The following is a 22,498-nucleotide window of genomic DNA, read 5'->3' on the forward strand; positions in this document are numbered from 1 at the left end:
GCCCTTTCAGGGCGTGAATGGCACGGATACAATTCCAGGGGTGTTACCCCTGGCTATATTAATGCGCCCCGTTGGGGCTAAACAACAGGGCTTGTCCGCCCTGTATCTCGGCTTTCAGCCGCCAAACACTCTAACCCACCCGTCTTTTAGCGGGTGGTTGTTTATTAAAACCTGACTCGGAGATCCTCAATGACGACAAGTATTAAAGGCACACAAACGGAACAAAACCTGCTTAAAGCATTTTCCGGCGAATCACAGGCCAGGAACCGCTATACTTATTTTGCAGGTGCGGCAAAAAAAGAAGGCCTGGTGCAAATTGCAAGCATCTTTGAAGAGACTGCGAACCAGGAAAAAGAACATGCAAAACGGTTTTTTAAGTTTCTTGAAGGCGGCGATGTGGAAATTACCGACACTTACCCTGCCGGGAAAATTGGCAGCACGCTGGAAAACCTGAGAGCTGCTGCCGCTGGTGAAGAACACGAATGGACACAAATGTATCCGGCTTTTGCAAAAGTCGCTCGAGAAGAAGGTTTTGAGCAGGTTGCAGCCGCATTTGAAGCTATTGCCATTGCTGAAAAGCAACATGGCAAGCGTTATAGCGATCTGGCTGATAACCTTGAAGCGGGCAAGGTGTTTAAAAGAAATGGTGCTGTTGTCTGGCGTTGTCGCAATTGTGGTTATCTGCATGAAGCGGAAGATGCGCCTAAAGTTTGTCCGGCCTGTTTACATCCACAAGCGCATTTTGAGTTATTGGCTGAAAATTGGTAAATAAGCTGAGTTCGGTGTAAGCTTCATTTATCCACTGTACATCTGAAAACCGTTTTCACATCATGCTAAAATCCACTACCTGCTATCAATAACTTAGCGTGAGTTTAAGCTTCATTCATTGCATTAAGCGATGAATGAAGCCTAAGAAGCCTAAATTGAACTCAGATTAATTATATTTCCAATTTAATTGAGTGAGTATAAAAAAATGAGTATTAAACGTTATTTATCTATCAGTTATACCATCATTGTGCTTGGCATTATCGGTCTGGGTATACTCAGTTGGCTGATGAGTAATTATCAGGCCACACTCAATCAGAAACATCAGCAACGTTATACCTCTTATCTGCTGGCAGATGAATTACGCCAAAGCTCTGATGATTTAACGCGTCTGGCACGCACTTATGTGGTGAGTGGAGATGCACGTTATGAAAAAATGTATTGGCATATTTTAGATATACGTAATGGCAAGAAGCCACGTCCCCAGCATTATGAACGCATTTATTGGGATAATGTGCTTGATTATGGGGACAAGCCACGCTCTGATGGTGAAACAATTGCCTTAAAAAAACTGATGGAGGCAGCGGGATTTATCAAGGCGGAATTTGAGCAGTTACATCAGGCGCAACAAAATTCAGATGGCCTGGTCACCACGGAAACTATCGCTATGAATGCCATTAAAGGGCTATATAATGATGGTAATGGGAACTATACCCGGCAATCAGCCCCTGATCCTGAAATGGCGCGGCGTATTATGCATGATCTTAAATACCATCAAGACAAATCCGCTATCATGCAACCTATTGATAAATTTTTTCAGTTACTGGATGTGCGTACCCAGCAGGAAGTGGAAGAATATCAACAAAAATATAAGCTTATCTTATTGCTGATTCAGCTATTAGTGGTAATATTGGCTGTGGTATCCATTTTTATCGGTGTGGTGGTTTCCCTGCGCATTTTGCATCAAATTGGTGGCGAACCTACGCATATTGCCAAGCTGGCAAAAATGGTCGCTCAGGGTAAGTTAAATATCACTTTTGATGCTGAAAAAAGCACGGGTGTGTACGCTGAACTTCAGCACATGGTAGGACAACTACAAAAAGTGATTAGCAATATTCGTCATACGGTTGCAGACATCTCAAATATGGCCCAAGAACTGAATGATACTGCGCAAAATCTCTCGCAAAGCAGTAGTAATCAGGCAGCAAGCGTTGAACAGGTGAGCGCTTCTCTGGAAGAAATTAACAGCACCGTCAACCAGAATGCGCAGATCACGGAAGAAACCAACCAACGCTCGCAAAGCGCAGCCAATATGGCAAATATCAGTGGTCAAGCGGTCACTGACACAGTTTCAGCCATGCAACAGATTGCCAAGGAAATCAGTATTGTAGAAGAAATTGCTTATCGTACTAATTTATTGGCCTTAAATGCCGCCATTGAAGCCGCGCGCGCGGGCGAACATGGGCATGGTTTTACAGTGGTTGCTGATGAAATTCGTAAATTGGCAGAACGCAGCCAGGGCGCTGCGCAAAAAATCAGTAGTTTAGCGATAGAAAGTGTCAAAACAGCAGAACACACCGGGGGCTTATTGCAGGGTCTGTTACCCAATATCGAACAAAATGCAGTGGCAATTGAAAGCATTGCCATTGCCAGCGCTGAGCAGACCAGTGGTCTGGAGCAAATTAATCTGGCAATTGCACAAGTCGATCAAAGTACGCAACAAAATGCAGCAGGCGCGGAACAATTGGCAGCATCCAGTCAAAGCCTGCAAGAACAGGCTGAGCAATTACAAAATGCGGTGGCTTATTTTTCGGTTGAAAAATAATATTTTAGTAGGCATGCCCCTGTTCTGAGTTTTGCCAGTGCTGCAACAACAACAAACACTCTTCCCGTAAAAAATTTGGGGTCAGTTGTATGGGACTGTTACCCAGTTCCTTAAGTGTCTGGTTAGTGATGGGCAATTCATGAAACCCCAGTTTTTGTACATCAGCAATACATGTACCCGATATGATTTGGGCGATATTGGCCCAGTGAATCGCGGAAAAACACATGGGACAGGGTTCCGTGGTTGAATAAATCATACAACCAGATAAGTCATAGGTGTTTAATACCTGACTGGCCTGACGAATTGCATTGACTTCGGCATGACAGGTGGCATCGGCTTGCAGCACCGTATTATGGGCAACTGCAATCACTTCCCCTTGTTTGACGATACAAGCACCAAAAGGGCCGCCATTTCCGGTTTTACAGTTTTGTTCGGCATCATGAATGGCAAGACGCATATATTTTTTCTGTAAATCTTCAGTATTCATAAACGTATCCGCTTGAAATTTAGTGAATTCACCCTATAATAAGTGGAGCTTAGCACGCTCTTAATTTGAGTGCTAAAAAACGCTTTTTAATGAGGGCAAAAAAAATATGAGCCATGATTTAGCTTTAAATCTGAATAAATCACTGATTGCATCTGAGCAAAGCATTGATTATTACATTGCGCAGGTTAAAAGTTTTCCAACCCTGAGTAAAGAAGCCGAGCAAGAACTGGCACACGCATTTATTCAGCAGGGGGATCGTGATGCTGCCCGTAACCTGGTGATGTCTCATCTACGTTTTGTATTATATATTGCGCGCGGTTATCGCGGCTATGGTTTACCTTTGGCTGATTTAGTGCAGGAAGGTAATGTTGGCTTGATGAAAGCAGTAAAGCGTTTTGATCCCACCATGGGCGTGCGCCTGGTTTCTTTTGCAGTACACTGGATTCGTGCCGAAATTCATGAATTTATTCTGCGCAACTGGCGTATTGTTAAAGTCGCAACCACCAAGGCGCAACGTAAGTTATTTTTTAACCTGCGCAGTAGTAAAAAACGTTTGGGCTGGTTATCTCATAGCCAGGTTCAGCAGGTGGCGGAAGATTTAGGCGTCACGCCCAAAGATGTACTGGAAATGGAAAAACGCCTGAGCGTATCCGATCCGGTATTTGATGGCCCCAGTGATCAAGAATCAGAAGATTTTGTCGCCAGCCCTGCCAGTTACCTGGAAGATAATCGTTTTAATCCTGCTGAATTATTAGAGCAGCATGACTGGGAACAACAGCGTCAGATACAGTTAAAGCAAGGCGTATCAACCCTGGATGATCGCAGCCAGGATATTTTACAACAGCGTTGGTTAGGCGAAGAAAAAGCCACCTTGCAAACCCTGGCTGATAAATATCAGATTTCTGCTGAGCGGGTACGGCAAATTGAAAATAATGCCATGAAAAAACTTAAAAAACAGATTAATATTACTTGATTCTGAAGTTTTTATACGGGTGTTATACACTGATTTTCATTTGCACCTTGCCAAACGCCATTTGCCACAGAAACCATTTGGTACAGAAAATAGTGACCGCGTAACACCAATTATTTATTAAGGCGCAGATGAACACTTGTGTTTATCTGCGTTTTTATTTGTAACTCCTCTAGGAACATACATGTCTAGGAACATACATGCTACTCTGGCTCAGTGAATACCTGGCGCAATATCATACTGGTTTTAATGTCGTTCAATATTTGACTTTACGTGCTGTATTTGGCGTGCTAACCGCTTTATTGATCTCCCTGTTATTAGGCCCGGTCATGATTCAACGCCTGATACGCCACCAGATTGGGCAAAGCGTGCGTGATGATGGTCCACAATCCCACCTTTCCAAAGCGGGTACGCCGACGATGGGGGGCGCTTTAATCTTAATCGCCATTTTAATCAGCACCCTGTTATGGGCCGATTTAAGTAACCGTTTTGTCTGGATAGTGATGGTGGTGACGTTTTTGTTTGGCTGGATTGGCTGGGTGGATGATTACCGTAAAGTGGTCTATAAAAACTCAGTAGGTCTGCCTGCGCGGTATAAATACCTATGGCAATCCGTTGCCGGTTTTGCCATTGCCTTCTGGTTGTTCTGGAGTGCGCAAAGCCCTGCGGAAACTGCATTGATTGTGCCTTTTTTTAAGGATTTTTCCTGGAACATGGGCTGGCTGTTTATTCCTTTTGTCTATCTGGTTATCGTCGGTACCAGCAATGCGGTTAACCTGACCGATGGCTTAGATGGTCTGGCAATTATGCCCACCGTGCTGGTCGGCGGTGCCTTAGGCATTTTTGCTTATCTCACCGGGCATTTTACGTTTTCTGAATACCTGCATATCCCGTTTATTGCCGGTGCCGGTGAATTGATTATTTTTTGCGGCGCAATTGTTGGCGCGGGTCTGGGTTTTTTATGGTTTAACACCTATCCGGCCCAGGTTTTTATGGGTGATGTGGGCGCCTTGGCACTAGGTGCCGCGCTGGGTACGCTGGCGGTTATTGTGCGTCAGGAATTTGTACTGGTTATTATGGGCGGCGTTTTTGTCGTAGAAACCATTTCTGTATTTTTACAAGTCATTTCCTTTAAAACCACAGGCCGCCGGATTTTTCGCATGGCCCCGATTCACCATCACTTTGAATTAAAAGGCTGGCCGGAACCACGGGTGATTGTACGCTTTTGGATTATTACCGTGATTTTGGTGCTGATTGGTCTGGCGACTTTGAAAATCCGCTAAACTGTATGCAATAGCACGACTTCAACGATGCCATAAACCATAAACCGAACCATGTTAATTGACAGCCATTGCCATCTTGATGATGAACGTTTTGCCAGCGAGCGCGATGCGGTGATTCAACGCGCGCGTCAGGTGGGCGTGATGCAACAGGTGATTCCCGGTTGTCAGGCGCAACATTGGCAGCGTATCCACGATTTATGTCAACAGCATGATTTTTTATTCCCGGCTTATGGTCTGCATCCGATGTTTTTATCACAGCACCGACCCGAACACCTGCAAGCACTGGCAGACTGGATAGAACAAAAATCTGCCGTTGCCGTGGGTGAATTTGGCCTGGATTTTTATCTCAAAGATCTCGATCCCAAACAACAACATTATTATTTTGACGCGCAGTTACAAATTGCCAAAGCCAGCAAGCGCCCGGTGATTTTACACGCCCGTAAATCTGTGGATTTAATCTTAAAACAACTACGCCAGGTATCGGGTTTACGCGGCGTTATTCATAGTTTTTCCGGCAGCTTGCAACAAGCGCAAAAGCTGATAGATTTGGGGTTTTATCTGGGCATAGGCGGGGTTATCACCTATGAACGTGCGCAAAAAATGCGTAAACTGGTGCAAAAACTGCCGCTGTCTGCGATGGTTTTGGAGACTGACGCGCCAGACCAGCCTTTAAGTACCCATCGTGGCGTTAATAACGAACCCGCTTATTTGCCTGAAGTCGCGCAAACTCTCGCGCAATTGCGCCAGCAACCGCTTGCGGAAATCATCATGGTTACAACAACCAATACCCGGCAATTATTTGACCTATAAACAGAGAACTCCAATCATGGCTTTACTCGAAGTTTTACATTTTCCTGACAAACGCCTGCGCACTGTTGCCAAACCCGTGACGGTATTTGATGAAAAATTATCACAACTGGTTGATGACATGCTTGAGACCATGTATCAGGCACCGGGTGTTGGCCTGGCGGCTACACAAGTTAATATCCATCAGCAGGTGATAGTCATTGATGTTTCGGAAGATAAAAATCAGTCCTTATGTCTGATTAATCCGGTTTTGCAGGAACAACAGGGTACTGAAACCTGTGAAGAAGGATGTTTGTCAGTGCCGGGAATTTATGAAAGCGTGCAACGCGCGGAAAAGGTTATCGTTGAAGCAAATAACCCGCAAGGACAAAGTTTCAGTGTTGAAGCTGATGGTTTATTAGCCGTTTGTATTCAACATGAAATGGAGCATCTCCAGGGTAAATTATTTATTGATAACTTATCCCCGCTGAAACAGCGCCGCATCCGTTCAAAATTAGAAAAACGCCGCCGTCAGGCTATGTAAGTAGTTATTTTTGCAGGACACCTCATGACTGAAATCAAACGTATTATTTTTGCTGGTACCCCGGACTTTGCAGTGCCTTCGCTGGCTGCGCTGATTGCTGCGGGTTACAGCATCTGCGCCGTATATACCCAACCCGACCGACCCGCAGGACGAGGCCGGAAATTACAGGCCAGTCCGGTGAAACAACTGGCTTTAAAGCATGATATTCCCGTCTATCAGCCCGTCACGCTGAAAGACCCGGAGGCGCAAGCGCAGCTCCAGGCACTGAATGCCGATTTAATGGTGGTTGCCGCTTATGGTTTGTTATTGCCGCAAGTGGTGCTGGATACGCCACGTCTGGGTTGCATTAATGTTCACGCCTCCTTGCTGCCGCGCTGGCGCGGTGCTGCGCCGATTCATCGCGCGCTGCTGGCTGGCGATGAAAGCAGCGGTATTACCATTATGAAAATGGCGCTGGGCTTAGATACCGGCGATATGCTGCTCAAAGCCGAAACCCCTGTCAGTCCTGAAGACACCGGACAGACGCTGCATGATAAGCTGGCGGCTTCCGGCGCGGACTGCCTGATTCAAGCACTGCAACAATGGGATAATTTAAGCCCGGAAGTGCAGGATGAAACATTGACCTGTTATGCCAAAAAACTGGATAAGGCGGAAGCGCAGTTGGACTGGTCACACAGTGCTGAACAATTACAGCGCAAAATTCGCGCTTTTAATCCCTGGCCGGTGGCGCAGGCAGAAATTTCAGGTTTATCGCTGCGCATCTGGCAGGCGCAAGTGGCAACCGATGAAAGCGATAGCAAGGCAGCTCCCGGTACTTTGCTGCGCGGTAATAAGCAGGGTCTGGATATTCAAACCGGCGCGGGCGTGCTGCGTCTTTTACACATACAACAAGCTGGCAAACGTCCGATGCCAGTAGTGGACTTTTTAAATGCACACCCCGAATTCAAAATCTGATAGTCACAAACGTCATGCTGGCCCAAAAAACGCGCAAAGCCGTTCTGGCAAGCCTTACAGAAAACCGGGCGGCAGTGCGCCACAAAAGCCGGATGCCCGCTGGATTGCCAGCCAGGTATTGTTTCAGGTGCTGCAAAAACAGCGTTCGCTGGATGACAGTCTGACCCAGTATCTGGAGCGCCTGGATGAAAGAGATCGGCGTGAGCGCGCCCTGGCGCAAAGTCTGTGTTATGGCGTATTGCGCCACCTGCCCCGGTTACAGGCCGTGTTAGCGCGACTGGTACAGCGCCCCCTGCCGCCCAAAGATCAGGATATACAAATCATTTTCTACCTGGGCTTATATCAACTCAGTGGAGAAACGCGCATCCCCCCCCATGCGGCGATCAGCACTTCCGTGGAGCTGTGTCGCAGGCAAGGTAAAGATTGGGCGGCAAAGCTGGTCAATGGCGTATTGCGTAATTTTCAGCGCAGCTGCGATGAGTTGCTGGAGAAGGTTAACCAGCGTGATGTTGCAAAGCTGGCCCATCCCCAGTGGTGGTTAAAACGCCTGCAACAGGATTGGCCACAACATTGGCAAGCCATTGCCAGTGCCAATAATCAACAGGCACCGATGAGTCTGCGGATTAATGCTCGACAATTGGATCGCCTGGATTATGTCGCCACCCTGCGTCATCAGGAAACTTTTGCTGATTTATTGCCGCATACCAAACAGGGCCTGGTGCTGCGCAAAGCGATGGATGTTTTACGTTTGCCAGGATTTGCCGAAGGTCAGGTGTCAGTACAAGATGGCGCAGCACAACGCGCTGCTGAAGTGCTGGCTCCGCAAGCTGGGGAACGGGTACTGGATGCCTGCGCCGCGCCTGGAGGCAAAACCGCGCATTTACTGGAAATGCAACCGGATATCAAGCTGCTGGCATTAGAGAATACCGAAACGCGCATTCCAGCCTTACAACAAACCCTGGAGCGTCTGCAACTGGAAGCGCAGGTGCAATGTTGCGATGCCGCCGATGTGGAAAACTGGTGGGATGGTCAGCCGTTTGATCGCATTTTGCTGGATGCGCCCTGCTCCGCCAGCGGCGTGATTCGCCGTCACCCGGATATTAAATATCTGCGCCGGGAATCTGATTTGCAGGCACTGAACCAACAACAAAGCCGTTTGCTGCAAGCATTGTGGGCAACCCTGCGTCCCGGTGGGCGTTTACTGTATGCCACCTGCTCCGTATTTGCCGAAGAAAACTGGAAAGTAACACGCACTTTTCTGGAAAACCAGCAAGATGCCAAAGAAGTACCGCTGGACGTACCCTGGGGCCACCAACGCGCCGTTGGCAAGCAGGTTCTGCCGGGAGAAGATCAAATGGACGGGTTTTATTACGCCTTATTAGAAAAAGCAGGATAATTTGGTTTACGGTTTACCCCTGGTTCCCACGCGCCTTGCGTGGGAACCCGTGGCGGCGCGCCTGCGCCGCGTGTTGATTGATGCAGGCGCGTCACAGCTTGCTCCCACGCAAGACGCATGGGGGTGAGAAAAAAATTTTTTATGTAAATGGAAAGTTACAGCGCAGACTGATAATAAGTCCAATAAAATAACATTTTCACAAAATCAAAAATACTATACTGAAGTAGGTTTATTAGCATGCTGTGCATGATGCTACCGCTTTATGCCGCATTGCTTAACCACAAAATATCAATAATAGAGGAATGAAAATGGATCTTATCGATAGAATAAAAGACCTTGCATCAAGAATTCCACAACAAATAGAGCATATTCAAACTGAAGAAGCAACCAAAAACGCATTTATTATGCCTTTTATTAGTGCACTGGGTTATGACGTGTTTAATCCAACAGAGGTTATCCCTGAATTTACCGCAGATATTGGAACCAAAAAAGGAGAGAAGGTTGACTATGCCATTAAAAAGGATGATGACATTATTATTCTGTTTGAATGTAAATGGTCTGGCGCAGACTTGCATCAAGAACACGCATCACAGTTATACCGCTATTTTTCAACTACAGAATCACGCTTTGCTATCCTTACGAATGGCATAGAATACGAATTTTACTCAGATATTGATGAACCCAATAAAATGGACTCAAAGCCGTTTTTTACCTTCAATATCACCGGATTTGAAAACCATCATATTGACGAGTTGAAGAAGTTTACAAAAACAGCCTTTTCACTGGATGATATTCTCACTACTGCCAGTACGCTGAAATATACCGGTGCTATCAAAAAAATCCTTGAAGATGAGCTAAAAAACCCCTCTGAGCCTTTTGTACGATTTTTTGCATCACAGATATTTGACGGAAGGCTTACCAAGCCGGTAGTTGAACAGTTTACCCAAATTGTTCAGGATGCACATAAGCAGTTTTTAAACGAGAAGATAAATGAGCGTCTGAAATCAGCATTGTCAGTCAATGAATTACCTGTAGTTGTCGTACCAAAAGAAACAGAAGAGGAATTACCGGAAGATGAGAACGACAACGGGATTATAACAACGCCTGAAGAAATAGATGCTTACAATATTGTTAAAGCAATACTTCGTGAGACGCTTGACGTTAAACGGGTAGCTATGAGAGACACCAAAAGCTATTGTGGAGTTTTATTAGATGATAACAATAGAAAACCTATATGCAGGCTTCACTTTAATCATTCGCAGAAATATATCGGCCTATTTTCTCAGAAAAAAGAAGAAAGGGTTACTGTCGATTGTGTAGATGATATTTTTAAATATGCTGAGCAAATCAAGCAGGCAGTGATGGATTATGACTAATAGTCAGTGCTTGCAATGGTTATTTTCTAATTCCCACGCGCCTTGCGTGGAAACCCGTAGCGGCGCGCCTGCGCCGCGTGTCAAAATTAAAAAGCAGGATTGATAACTGATGAAAAGAATCGAACGTGGTTTTGAGCATTTATTATTTTCCAGTCGCTGGCTGATTGCGCCGGTTTATCTGGGACTGGTGATTGCAATGCTGATTTTGCTGGTCAAGTTCGGCAAGCAGGTGTGGAGTTTAAGCGCCAATGTCTTATCCGCGCCAGGTACGGAAATTATTATCGGCGTGCTGTCCCTGGTGGATATTGCCCTGGTCATGAATCTGCTGATTATCATTATTCTCAGTGGTTATGAAAACTTTGTCTCGAAAATGGACGACTTAAAAGACCATGATGATCGCCCGGAATGGATGGGGCATATCGGGTTTAGCGATCTTAAAATTAAATTAATCGGCTCCATTGTTGCCATATCCGGGATTGAGTTATTAAAAGCCTTCATGAATGTTGACGCGCTCAGTGATCGCCATCTGGCCTGGATGCTTGGTCTGCACATCACTTTTGTCGTGTCTGGTTTGTTATTTGCGATGATGGACAAGCTCACTTATCGCGCCCATTAAGTTTTTTCAGCACTTGATGGTGCTGAAAAAATTTTAAGTTGAATTGAAATGAATTTCCCGCAGAGATGGGGTAATTTATTTATTGTAAGCGGGAAAACTAAAGGCAATATCAGTGTTAAACTGATGCTAAAGCCAAAAGAATAAAAATCAATTCTTTACTAAAATCTTTCCCATCGTAAAATAGTTAAAACTATTTTACGATGGGAAAGATTTTAGTGGAACGCATTCATACCTCAGCACTGCTCCAGGAGCTTCAGGAAAATCGGCAGATGATTTTCCTTTCAGGCCCGCGTCAAGTGGGTAAAACGACCCTGGCTAAAACAATTTCAAGCCAACATCCCGGTTTATCCTATTACCTGACATGGGATGATTTAGATCAACGCAGGCAAATTCTCAAAGGCGCTGACAGTATTGCCGAGCAGTTGGATTTATCCCGCCAGACACAATACAAACCTATTCTGGTATTTGATGAACTGCACAAATATAAACACTGGAAAACCCTGCTGAAAGGCTTTTTTGATCGTTTTGAGCAGCAAGTCCATATTATTGTCACGGGTAGTGCGCAATTGAATATTTTTAAAAAAGGCGGCGATAGTTTGATGGGGCGATATTTTAATTATCACCTGCATCCGCTCAGCGCAGGTGAATTATTGCCGGGTTTTGAGCCGGAACAATTGCTCCAGTCGCCGCGTGTCTTAGCGGTAGATGACTTTGAGCAATTATTGCGTTATGGTGGTTTTCCTGAACCTTTCCTTAAGGCCAGTCAACGTTTTACCAACCGTTGGCAGCACCTGCGTCGTGAGCAACTCATCCGTGAAGATATTCGTGATAGCGCGCGGGTACAAGAGTTGGGACAAATGGAAGTATTAAGTAAAATATTACAGGAACAGACGGGGCAAGTGACGCGTTATACCACGCTGGCAACGCAGATTCGGGTATCAGTTGATACGATTCGCCGCTGGCTGGATATTCTTGAAGCCTTTTATTTTTGTTTTCGCATCCGGCCCTGGCATCAAAATATAAGTTCCGCCCTGCGTAAAGATCCAAAAACCTATTTATGGGATTGGTCAATTATTCAAAATCCTGGCGCAAGAGCGGAGAACCTGATTGCCTGCCATTTGTTAAAAGCCTGCCATTGGTGGACAGATCGGGGATTTGGACAATTTGATCTCTATTATTTACGCACCAAGGATCAAAAAGAAGTGGATTTTCTGGTCAGTAAAGATCAACAGCCCTGGTTTTTAGTGGAGGTTAAGCATGCGGCTTCCGCTAAACTCAATCCACATTTAGGCTGGTTTCAACAGCAAACTGATGCTGAACATGCATTTCAAGTGGATTTTACGGGTGAAGCCGTGGCAATGGATTGTTTCAGCTATAACAAACCTGTGAAACTGGCAGCCAGTAGTTTGCTTGGACAGTTGGTGTAGTACATCCTATTTTCTGGGTCAATTGTTGACTTGAGACAAATCAGTTACTACCCGGCAATAATAACTTATGTGTGCATTAAATTTGCATTAAAATAGGTATATTTGAGCATTTCCTGCTTTTGACCCTATGGACGCATCCCATGAATAAAACCTCATTATTTCGTTTTTGCCAAAATCAATGCCTTGGCGTTGTCTGTTTGTTATGTTTGGGAACAACGATAGCGCAAGCTGAAACCACTGAGGTCATGACAACGAACCCTGCCGGTTTAATAACGCCGGTGCAGGCTGTTGAAGCGACTGTTGAAGATAATCAACTGGATTATTTTCTGCAAAAGTTAAATACATTGCGCGCAGATTTTAAACAGCAGTTATTTGATGAAACCCGGACTCTGCTGGAAACTTCACAAGGTCAGCTTGAATTGCAACGTCCGGGGAAATTTCGTTGGGAATACCAGCAGCCTTATGAGCAGTTGATTGTCTCAGACGGCAGTTCCATCTGGATTTATGATGCCGATCTGGAGCAGGTGACGATTAAATCTTTTGATGCGTCCGTGGCTGATACGCCTGCATTATTACTCAGTGGTCGCCGCCCGGTGGATGATATTTTCAAGGTGCGTGTCTTGTCAGATAAAGAAAATGGGCAGGATTTGGAAACGCTGGAGTTATTGCCTAAATCAGATGATGCGCAATTTCAGCAGATTTTATTAATTTTTAAAGCTGATTTATTATTCCGTCTGGAATTCAAAGATAAGCTTGGGCAATTTACTTTAATTGAGTTTTCCAAACAGCAAAAAAATACCGTACTGGCTGAGAACCGCTTTCATTTTACCCCGCCGGAAGGCACGGATTTGATTGATGGCAGAAATCCTTAGGCTCTGAGAAAAATAAGCATCACTTAATTATTTCCGCAACCACCTTAGATTTCAATGTGGCTATTTAAGCAACTTTTATCCCTGCGTTGTTATACGCGTAGCCGCTTGGCGCTGCGCTCTGCATTGACAGGTTTTGTCGCCACTGCTTTTATTTTGCTGATTCATTTTTCCGGTGGTTTTCAGGCAATGGAGTTACAGGTATTTGACTGGCAGCTTGGTTTTTGTCAAAAGCTGCCGCCCGATCCCCGTATTTTAGTGGTGGGTATCACTGAAGCGGATATTCAACAACAGCAGCGCTGGCCCTTATCTGATCAAACCATTGCGCAAACCATTCAAAAATTACTGGCGTTGAAACCAGCAGCAGTTGGTCTGGATATTTATCGTGATTTCCCCCAACCCCCTGGCAATCAACTGTTACAAGCCCAGTTACAATTCCCCGATGTATTTTCAATTACCAATTTAGGTGCCGCAGGCAGCAGCAGGGTACCGCCTCCTAAAGGGATTCCGCTGGCGCAGGTGGGGTTTAATGATTTTGTGCAGGATCCCGATGGCGTGATTCGTCGTAACTTATTATATGCGGCAGAAGCAGATTACACCTATATGTCTTTTGGGCTGCAACTGGCTTTACACTATTTGAAAAAAAAGCAGATTTATCCTGCTCCCGTGGCGGCACATCCCGATAATATACGCTTGGGATTAGCTGAAATTTCCCCTTTAACACCTGAATCAGGTGGTTATCAAGGTGTTAATGCGGAAGGCTATCAGATGATGCTCAATTATTGTCCGCATATTCCCGCCGCTAACACAGTGACTTTAACTCAGGTATTGGAAGATGGCATTAAGCCGGAACAGGTTGAAGATAAAATTATTCTAATTGGTACCACTGCCAGCAGCGGTAAGGATCTGTTTATCACGCCATTCAGTGAACAACATCTGGATGGACGATTTTTTATCCCTGGTATTATGCTACACGCACATGCGGTTAGTGAGCTGATTAGTATCGCAACCGGTGATAGCGGCATTGCAGCTCATCCGGCAACCACCCGAACCTTTCAGTTCTGGTCTGGCGGTATGGAATATTTATGGATTATTAGCTGGTCTTTGCTTGGTGGCTTGTTATGTTGGCGTTCTCATCATCCCTTAAAGCTGTTGCTTGCCGTATCGGGAGGGATATTAATCCTTTATGTTTGCAATTTAATTTTATTCCAGCAGCTTATCTGGATTCCTCTGTTTGCGCCCGTTGCTGGTTTTGTATTTGTCAGCAGTAGTGTTTTGGCAAATCGTTATGCATATCATAGTTTTTATGACAATCTCACGGGTTTGCCTAACCATAGTTTTTTTTCCCAGCACCTGCGGCGTTTGAATCAGCAGCGACATGTAGTCTCTGATAACAGTTCTGCCACAAATGTGATAAACACAGAAATCGCTGTGGTTTTGTTAGATCTGGAACGTTTTAAGATTATTAACGCTGTTTTAGGTCATCTGGCAGGGGATAGTCTGCTAAAAACTTTTGCCCGACGTGTTCAGCATAGCCTGGATGCACAAGGCAAAACGGCCAAAAAAGCGACCGTGTGTATTGCCAGAATGGGAGGCACAGAATTTGGCATCTTATTAAAAAGCCGGACAGGGCAACAAGATTTAAGCCTGATTGCCAAGCAATTGGCGGCAGGTATTCATCAAGAAATTTCCCGTTCGTTCCAGTTTCAGCAGGAAGAAGTTTTCACCCATGCAAATATTGGCATTGCCTTAGGGCGCTCAGGAGATGCCAGGGATTTATTACGCAATGCGCGTGCTGCCATGAATAGGGCCAAAACTCAGGAAACGCATGAACCGGAAATTTTTACCATTGATATGCAGGAAAAGGAAATTGCACATTTCCAGTTAGAGCGTGATTTGCGCAATGCCTTTAAGCAACCTGAAACAGCAAATGCGCTACCCACACCGCAGGTTCACAATCAAACCTTGCCATCCTCCCATTCCCGCTATCATCTGCCTGAATTTTTGTTGTATTACCAACCCCTTGTCAGATTGGAAACCGGTGAGTTGTCAGGTTTTGAGGCATTGCTGCGCTGGCGTCATCCAGAACGTGGCATGGTCTCACCTGCGCAATTTGTTCCCGTTGCTGAAGAAAGTAATTTAATCATACCCATTGGAGAATGGGTATTATCTCAGGCTTGTCATCAGATGCGACATTGGCAGCAACAATTTCCACATTATGCCAATTTGCTGATCAGCGTCAATTTATCTGCAAAACAATTAAACCACCCGCACTTGCTTGAGTCGATTCAAGAGATTTTGGAAGACAGTCAACTGCCACCTGCGCAGCTCAAACTGGAAGTGACGGAAACGATGATTATGCAGGATGTGCAAAAAACTCTGGCTCTACTGGAACAGTTTAAGAATATGGGCATACAAATCAGTATTGATGATTTTGGTACAGGTTATTCTTCATTGGAGTATTTAAGTTGTTTTCCAGCCAATTATTTAAAGGTTGATCAATCTTTTATACGCCTCATGTTGCAAAGTAATAAACATTGCATGATAGTGGAAAGTATTATTGAACTGGCGCATAAGCTGGATATGCAGGTTATCAGCGAAGGCGTTGAGGAAGTACAACAGGCATTGCGCTTAAAAAATCTGGGCAGTGAGTATGGTCAGGGGTATTTGTTTTCCCGCCCGTTACCTGTTGGCGAGACTGAAGCCTTGCTGACAGAAGTGCCATCGTGGTTATATCTTGACCGCGCATAAATAGACAGATAGGGGTTTCCACGCAGGACAAGTGAGAAGCAGTCTCAATTGCAAAGACAAGTGCTACACTAATATGAAATGCTGTCGGTATGATTTATGAGTAAAATATAGCATAATCATTTTTTATTCTTTCCAGACTGGGGAAATTACCATGTTTCGCGTCTTGTTTTCTCTGTTTCTAAGTGGCTTGTTAGCTATGCAGGCAGCTTGGGCTGCTTTTGATTCCGCTGATTTTAATCACGCAGATAAACCATTGAAACTGCTGCGTATTACACCGAATGGTCGGGATGTACCCGCAGGCAGGCAAATGCTGTTTCAGTTTAATCAGCCAGTGGTGCCGGTGGGGAAAATGGAGCGCGATGCGCAAGAAATCCCGATTACCATTGTGCCAAAACTGGATTGCCAGTGGCGCTGGTTGAATACTTCGGCCTTGGCCTGCCAACTCAGTGACAAGACCCGCATGAAAAAAGCCACCCGCTATCGGGTGATTGTGCAACCCGGCATTAAAACCGAAGCCGGGGCCACTTTAGATAAAGCAACACAACACAGTTTTATTACCCAACGTCCTAAAGTCAGTTATAAGCGTTTTATTAAATGGACCGCGCCGGGTATGCCCTATATCAGGGTCAGCTTTAACCAGCCCGTACATCAGGAATCAGTGGCGAAAGCTTTATATTTGCGCAGTAATGGACGTTATGTGCATAAGCTACGGGTTGTGCCGCAAAACAAGAAAAAAACTGCGGTGTTTCAGCGCGTCTGGATAGTCAACCCTGAGCAGGAACTGCCGGAAAATACACCCCTTTCACTGCGAGTGCAGCCGGGTTTGTTAGGTAATGAAGGCAGTGAAATCGGGGTGGAAAAACGTGACATCGTCAATTTTGACAGTTTTCCAACTTTTGCTTTTCTGGGTGTGCATTGCACTGATAACAGGGATAATAATCTACATTTTTTATCCGGTCAGGCATTAAATCTGAGCATAGAACGACGCTGTGATCCACAGCGCCGGGTAACACTGGAGTTTTCTACGCCGGTTGCCGTGGATGACTTAAAAGCCGCGTTGAAATTAACGCCGGATTTAGCTGGGGGACGCAAGGATTATGATCCCTGGACCCGTTTATATCGTGGTAATCAATTGGATCGTGCGCACCATGCGGGTCGTACCTATCGTATGCGACTCCCGGAATTGCTCAAAGCCTGGGACGTTTATCATCTGCAACTGGTGGAAAATGGCTTAAAAGATGTATTTAACCGCCCCTTAAAACAGGCAGCAGATTTACAATTTGCCACCAATCATCGTCGCCCGGATTATCATTTTGAACATGAAACGGCTGTGCTGGAAAGCGCGGTGGACAGTCATGTGCCTATCGTGGTGACCAATCTTGAGCGTCTGGATCTGGATTATAGTTTATTGACTGTGCAGGGGCCGCAAAACCGCCGCCATGTCAGTCAGCCGGTGAATCAAGCCCAGGATATTGCATTTCGCACGCCGTTGGATTTCCGCGCTTTAATTCCGGCACAATCCGGTGTGGTACAGGGGCGCTTTACCACCTCGCCACCCCTGGAGCGGGAATGGGATAACCGCTTTTTCACCCAGGTGACACCGTTTGCCATGGAAGTAAAAGCCGGTTATCACAATACGCTGGTGTGGGTGACGGATTTAGCCACGGGCTTGCCGGTGGCGGATGTGGACATCAGCATTTATCCCGATACTTATGGTACGTTTGCGGAAAATCCTGCGATTCTGGCCCAGGCACGTACTGATAAAAAAGGTATCGCCATGCTGCCGGGTAATGTGACGCTGGACCCGCAATTACAATACCGGGTGTATGACTACAATAAACCACGTTTATTTGTTCATGCGCGTAAAGCCGATGCGGTTGCGCTGCTGGCGATGGATTACCGCTTTGGCGTGGACATGTATGAACTCAGCAGTGATTACAGCGTATCGGCCTATTCCCGCGAGCAATACGGGCATATTCACACCTGGGGCACGACCGCGCAAGGCGTATATCGTGCCGGAGACAGCATACAGTATAAATTGCTGGTGCGTGATCAAAGCAACACCGCATTTGTCGCACCGCCTTCCGGCCCCTATAGTCTGGAAATCAGTGATCCCACCGGTAAAAAAGTCCATGAGATTAAAGGCTTAACCTTATCTGAATTCGGTAGTTTTGCCGGAGAATACAAGCTGCCAAAAACCGCAGCAGTGGGCTGGTATGATTTTATCTTAAAAGCGAAGTTCACCGAACAATCCTGGTCGCCGTTGCGCGTTCTGGTCAGTGATTTCACCCCCTCACCTTTTCGGGTGCAGACCACTTTAAACGGTCAGTTGTTTAAAGCGGGGGATAGCGTTGCAGTGGAAACCCGCGCCAGTTTACATGCCGGTGGCCCGTATGTAGATGCGCATAGTCAGGTTTATGCCAAGCTTAATCAGGATTGGCTGGAGCCGGAAGATCCAAAAGCGCAGGGATTTGTGTTTGATGTCTGGAATGATGAGCTGGATTATGATCAGACTGTACATGAAAGTCAGGGTGAAGTGGATCATCAGGGTTTGCGCAAAACCCAGTTTATTCTACCTAAAGACAGCCCGGTATTATACGGTAAACTGCAAGTGGAAAGCACGGTGCGCGATGATCGCGGCAAAGATGTTGCCAGCCGTAGCAGCGCAACTTACGTGGGTCGGGATCATTTTGTCGGGGTAAAACAGGACAGTTGGATCAGCCACGTCGGGCAGGCTACCACCCTGCAATTGCTGGTAGTGGATGCACAGGGCAAGATCGCGCCAAGCGTACCGATTCAAAGCACCATTCAACGTCGAGTAACCAAGGCGGCGCGGGTCAAAGGCGCGGGTAATGCTTATCTGACCCAATACAGCCATGAGTGGGTGGACGCGGGTGCTTGTCAGTCGCTATCGGGTAACGATGCGGTGGCCTGTCGTTTCACGCCGGATCATCCCGGCTTATATCGTTTGACAGCAGAAATCAAAGATACTCAGAGCCGTGTGCATCGCAGCAAAATGACGCAATGGGTTGCCGGTAAAGGTGAAGTCTTGTGGGAAAGCAGCGCCAGTAACCGTCTGGATATTACCCCGGAAAAAAATACCTATAAAATCGGTGAAACCGCACGTTATCTGGTGAAAAATCCCTTCCCCGGCGCACAGGCTTTGATTACGGTAGAGCGTTTCGGGGTCATGCGCAGTTGGGTTAAAACCCTGGAAAACAGCATAGAAATCATTGAAGTCGATGTGCAGGCCGATGATTTGCCCGGCTATTTTCTGTCAGTACTGGTGATGTCACCACGGGTGGATAAACCCATCAGCCCCGAGCGGGTGGATTTAGGCAAACCGGCTTTCCGCATGGGCTATGTCAAAACCAGCGTTAAAGACCCGTATAAAACCTTAAAAGTTGCAGTCATGCCGGATAAAAAAATGTACCGACCGCGTGATCAGGTCAGTGTCAAACTCAATGTCAGTACCCCGCAAGGCCCGTTAACACCTGAGCAACCCGTGGAAATTGCGGTTGCAGTACTGGATGAGTCGGTGTTTGATTTATTATCTCAAGGCTTGTCTTATTTTGATCCTTATAAAGGTTTCTATACCTTAGATGATCTGGATGTGCGCAATTACAATCTGCTGCTGAAACTGGTGGGCCGCCAGAAATTTGAGAAAAAAGGGGCTAATCCCGGTGGTGACGGTGGTGGCAGCGGCTCCAAACTCAGTCTGCGTTCGCTGTTTAAGTTTGTCAGTTACTGGAATCCTGGCATCCGCGTTGATGAGCAAGGCAATGCTGAAATTCAGTTTACAGTGCCAGATAACCTGACTGGCTGGCGGGTGCTGGCGATGGCGGTGACGCCTGAGGATCGCATGGGTCTGGGTCATGCCAATTTCAAAGTCAATCAGCCGCTGGAATTACGCCCGGTACTGGCAAATCAATTGACCGTGGGCGATCAGGTGCAAGCCGGTTTCAGCATACTGAATCGTACCGAGCAGGTACAGGATGTCACCATGCAGGTGCAGGCGCTGCAACAAGGCAGCGGTGAGCGTTTTGAAACGGTTAAACAACTCAAGCTGGAGCCGTATAAACGCCAAACCGTATGGCTGCCGGTAAAAGCGGCAATCCCCGGAGAAATCCAACTGACGGCACAGGCCAAGTCTGCTGAGTTTAGCGACGCTTTGTATAAAACCTTAAAAGTCTATCCTCGCCGTTCTTTGGAAACCGGTGCAACTTATGGCAGCACCACCAAAAACAGTGTATCGGAAAGCCTCGCATTTCCAGCAGACATTTATCCCGATACCGGTGAAGTGAAGGTGATTACCGCGCCCAGTATTATTGGCGGTGTGGATGGTGCGTTTAAGTATATGCGCAACTATCCCTACGCCTGTTGGGAACAAAAGCTCAGCAAAGGGGTGATGGCTTCGCATTATCAATCACTGCAAAACTGGCTACCGGATACCCTGGTTTGGAAGGGTAGTAAAACCCTGCCGGATAATACCCTGCAACACGCAGCGGAATTTCAGGCACCTAATGGCGGCATGACTTATTTTATTGCAGAAAACCGCCGGGTCAGTCCTTATCTGAGCGCCTACACTGCATTAGCCTTTAACTGGTTGCGCGATGCTGGCAAGCAAATCCCTGCTGAGGTGGAAACGGCCCTGCAAGACTACTTAAAAACCTTGCTGCGCCGTGATGTAGTGCCGGACTTTTACAGCGCAGGCATGGCCTCCACTGTGCGTGCCGTGGCATTAGCTGCCCTGGCACGACAAAACAAAGCCAGTCTGGATGATTTGAAACGTTATCACCGGCATATGGGAGAGATGAGTCTGTTTGGCAGGGCCTTATTGCTGGATGCCGCTTTGCATATCAAAGGCAGTGACAGCATACGTCAGGAAATTAATGACAGCATCCTCGCACAAGCGGTGGAAAGTGGCGGTAAAATCAGTTTCAATGAAACCCTGGATGATAGCTATACCCGTATCCTGGCAACCCCGCTACGTGATAACTGCGCCATACTCAGCGCGCTGGTGAGCTATGAAGAAAAACCGGGCGTGAGCAGCAGCGGCCTGCCTTCCAAGCTGGTACGCAGTATTGTTGCCAGTCGCAAGAGTCGCACCCACTGGGAAAATACCCAGGAAAATATGTTCTGCATGAATGCCCTGATTGATTATGCGCGGGTGTATGAAAAAGACAGTCCCGATATGCGGGTGCAAAGCTGGTTTGGTGCTGGCAAAGTGCAAGGCCAACAGCAGCATTGGGAAAAGCTGGGGGAAACCGCGTTTAAGGATGTGCGTAACCCAGCCGTGGCCTTCTCGCGTCCTATCGGTAGCGCAGACCCAGGCAGTAAAGCTACGGTGAAACTGGATAAAACCGGCAGTGGACGTTTATATTATGGGGTGCAAATGTCTTATGCACCAAAAGCAGAAGCGGCTAAGCGCGTGAACGCGGGTATGAGCCTGGTGCGGGAATACAGCATAGAGCGCAATGCTCAATGGCAGTTACTGAAAAGCCCGATGGATCTGAAAACGGGTGATCTGATACGGGTTGATCTCTATCTGTCCCTGCCCACTGCACGTAATTTTGTGGTGCTTGATGATGCCGTACCCGGTGGTTTAGAGCCGGTGAACCGGGATTTGGCAACTGCTTCCCAGACTGCTGCGGATAAGGCAAAAAGTGATTATGCCGGTGCCTCTTTCTGGTATCAATTCAGCGACTGGAAACATTATGGCGGTCATTTCTGGAGTTTCTACCATAAAGAATTGCGCCATCATGCTGCAATTTTCTATGCTGATTATCTACCAGCGGGAAATTATCACCTGAGTTATACAGCACAAGCGATAGCCCCCGGAGCATTTACCGCCATGCCCGCTCATGCAGAAGAAATGTATGAACCGGATATTTATGGTAAATCGCTGCCAACTTTGGTGCGGATTAGCCGATAAAAACAAAGGCCTTGAAACATCTAGTACAGCAATCGGTAAATACCGATAATAATAATTAACTATTAAGACAAGGCTTTTGGCCAAATTATTATTATTCACATTTAGTATTTGCTGTACTAGTCAAGCATTTTGATTTTAAGGTAATTCAGCAGTCAATCAAGTCGATATTGAGTCTAAGAACAGTATAATATGGATATAGTAAAAAAAAATAACTGGATGTTTTTTGTTTTTTTTATAATTGTTATAGATATTTGGTTACGTATTGATATTGTTACTCAGTATATTGATATTTATATTATTTCTGGTATTTCTAGTTTATTTCTCATTATTTTTCTAAGAGAGTTAATTTTTATAGCGGGGAAATTTTTAGTAATATTTTTTTCAGTAATTATAGGTATTATTTATGGGACGCAGTATTTATTATTTAGGACTTATCAACAGTTTATTATGCCAGATGATCTAGGTGTTTTATTACAAAATATCCACTACTGGGTAAAAAATTCTCCATCATTAT

General features: G+C 46.0%; 16 protein-coding genes. 15 read left to right on the forward strand and 1 reads right to left on the reverse strand.

Features of this window, described 5'->3' with window-relative positions:
• Window positions 1-189 precede the first annotated feature (189 nt).
• Both rbr and QUF61_RS16485 read left to right on the forward strand, forming a co-directional pair.
• On the forward strand, window positions 190-768 hold the full coding sequence (gene rbr, locus QUF61_RS16480; RefSeq protein ID WP_103919580.1) for a rubrerythrin: 579 nt from the start codon (window positions 190-192) through the stop codon (window positions 766-768).
• Window positions 769-973: 205 nt separating this feature from the next.
• Window positions 974-2,590 (forward strand): methyl-accepting chemotaxis protein, encoded by a 1,617-nt coding sequence (locus QUF61_RS16485; RefSeq protein WP_289682692.1) that lies wholly within the window; start codon window positions 974-976, stop codon window positions 2,588-2,590.
• Between the two features lie 4 nt (window positions 2,591-2,594).
• Here QUF61_RS16485 and QUF61_RS16490 read toward each other — a convergent pair whose 3' ends face one another.
• Window positions 2,595-3,077: a nucleoside deaminase gene (locus QUF61_RS16490; RefSeq protein WP_289682693.1), complete on the reverse strand. Its 483-nt coding sequence runs from the start codon at window positions 3,075-3,077 to the stop codon at window positions 2,595-2,597.
• Window positions 3,078-3,183: 106 nt separating this feature from the next.
• On the opposite strand from QUF61_RS16490, the gene rpoH reads away from it, so the two are divergent.
• The 13 genes from rpoH to QUF61_RS16555 form a co-directional block, all read left to right on the forward strand.
• A complete protein-coding gene (gene rpoH / locus QUF61_RS16495; RefSeq protein ID WP_103919582.1) occupies window positions 3,184-4,050 on the forward strand; it encodes an RNA polymerase sigma factor RpoH in 867 nt (288 codons plus the stop codon).
• 197 nt (window positions 4,051-4,247) lie between these two features.
• On the forward strand, window positions 4,248-5,330 hold the full coding sequence (mraY, locus tag QUF61_RS16500; protein WP_289682694.1) for a phospho-N-acetylmuramoyl-pentapeptide-transferase: 1,083 nt from the start codon (window positions 4,248-4,250) through the stop codon (window positions 5,328-5,330).
• A 51-nt stretch (window positions 5,331-5,381) separates the two neighbouring features.
• Entirely contained in the window at window positions 5,382-6,140 is a 759-nt protein-coding gene (locus QUF61_RS16505) for a TatD family hydrolase (RefSeq protein ID WP_103919583.1), read from the forward strand.
• Window positions 6,141-6,156: 16 nt separating this feature from the next.
• Complete coding sequence (def, locus tag QUF61_RS16510) at window positions 6,157-6,660, forward strand: peptide deformylase (RefSeq protein WP_103919584.1); 504 nt, start codon at window positions 6,157-6,159, stop codon at window positions 6,658-6,660.
• Window positions 6,661-6,684: 24 nt separating this feature from the next.
• Window positions 6,685-7,614, forward strand: a complete 930-nt coding sequence (gene fmt / locus QUF61_RS16515; RefSeq protein ID WP_103919585.1) for a methionyl-tRNA formyltransferase — start codon at window positions 6,685-6,687, stop codon at window positions 7,612-7,614.
• Window positions 7,589-9,010 carry a 16S rRNA (cytosine(967)-C(5))-methyltransferase RsmB gene (rsmB, locus tag QUF61_RS16520; RefSeq protein WP_103919586.1) on the forward strand — a complete coding sequence of 474 codons (1,422 nt, stop codon included), beginning with the start codon at window positions 7,589-7,591 and terminating at the stop codon, window positions 9,008-9,010. Before fmt ends, rsmB begins: the two co-directional genes overlap by 26 nt.
• Window positions 9,011-9,318: 308 nt before the next feature.
• Window positions 9,319-10,386, forward strand: coding sequence for a type I restriction endonuclease (locus tag QUF61_RS16525; RefSeq protein WP_103919587.1), 1,068 nt, complete (start codon window positions 9,319-9,321; stop codon window positions 10,384-10,386).
• A gap of 109 nt (window positions 10,387-10,495) precedes the next feature.
• Entirely contained in the window at window positions 10,496-11,002 is a 507-nt protein-coding gene (locus QUF61_RS16530) for a TIGR00645 family protein (protein WP_103919588.1), read from the forward strand.
• 269 nt (window positions 11,003-11,271) lie between these two features.
• Entirely contained in the window at window positions 11,272-12,429 is a 1,158-nt protein-coding gene (locus QUF61_RS16535) for an ATP-binding protein (RefSeq protein WP_289682698.1), read from the forward strand.
• A gap of 140 nt (window positions 12,430-12,569) precedes the next feature.
• Entirely contained in the window at window positions 12,570-13,301 is a 732-nt protein-coding gene (lolA, locus tag QUF61_RS16540) for an outer membrane lipoprotein periplasmic chaperone LolA (RefSeq protein WP_103919589.1), read from the forward strand.
• Window positions 13,302-13,355: 54 nt separating this feature from the next.
• Entirely contained in the window at window positions 13,356-16,049 is a 2,694-nt protein-coding gene (locus QUF61_RS16545; RefSeq protein WP_289682701.1) for an EAL domain-containing protein, read from the forward strand.
• Between the two features lie 151 nt (window positions 16,050-16,200).
• Window positions 16,201-21,984 carry an alpha-2-macroglobulin family protein gene (locus QUF61_RS16550; protein WP_289682703.1) on the forward strand — a complete coding sequence of 1,928 codons (5,784 nt, stop codon included), beginning with the start codon at window positions 16,201-16,203 and terminating at the stop codon, window positions 21,982-21,984.
• 189 nt (window positions 21,985-22,173) lie between these two features.
• Window positions 22,174-22,498, forward strand: a 325-nt coding sequence (locus QUF61_RS16555) for a hypothetical protein (RefSeq protein ID WP_289682705.1), incomplete at its 3' end; no start/stop codon positions are given.

It is taken from the genome of Candidatus Venteria ishoeyi, assembly GCF_030378065.1.
GTDB lineage: Bacteria > Pseudomonadota > Gammaproteobacteria > Beggiatoales > Beggiatoaceae > Venteria > Venteria ishoeyi.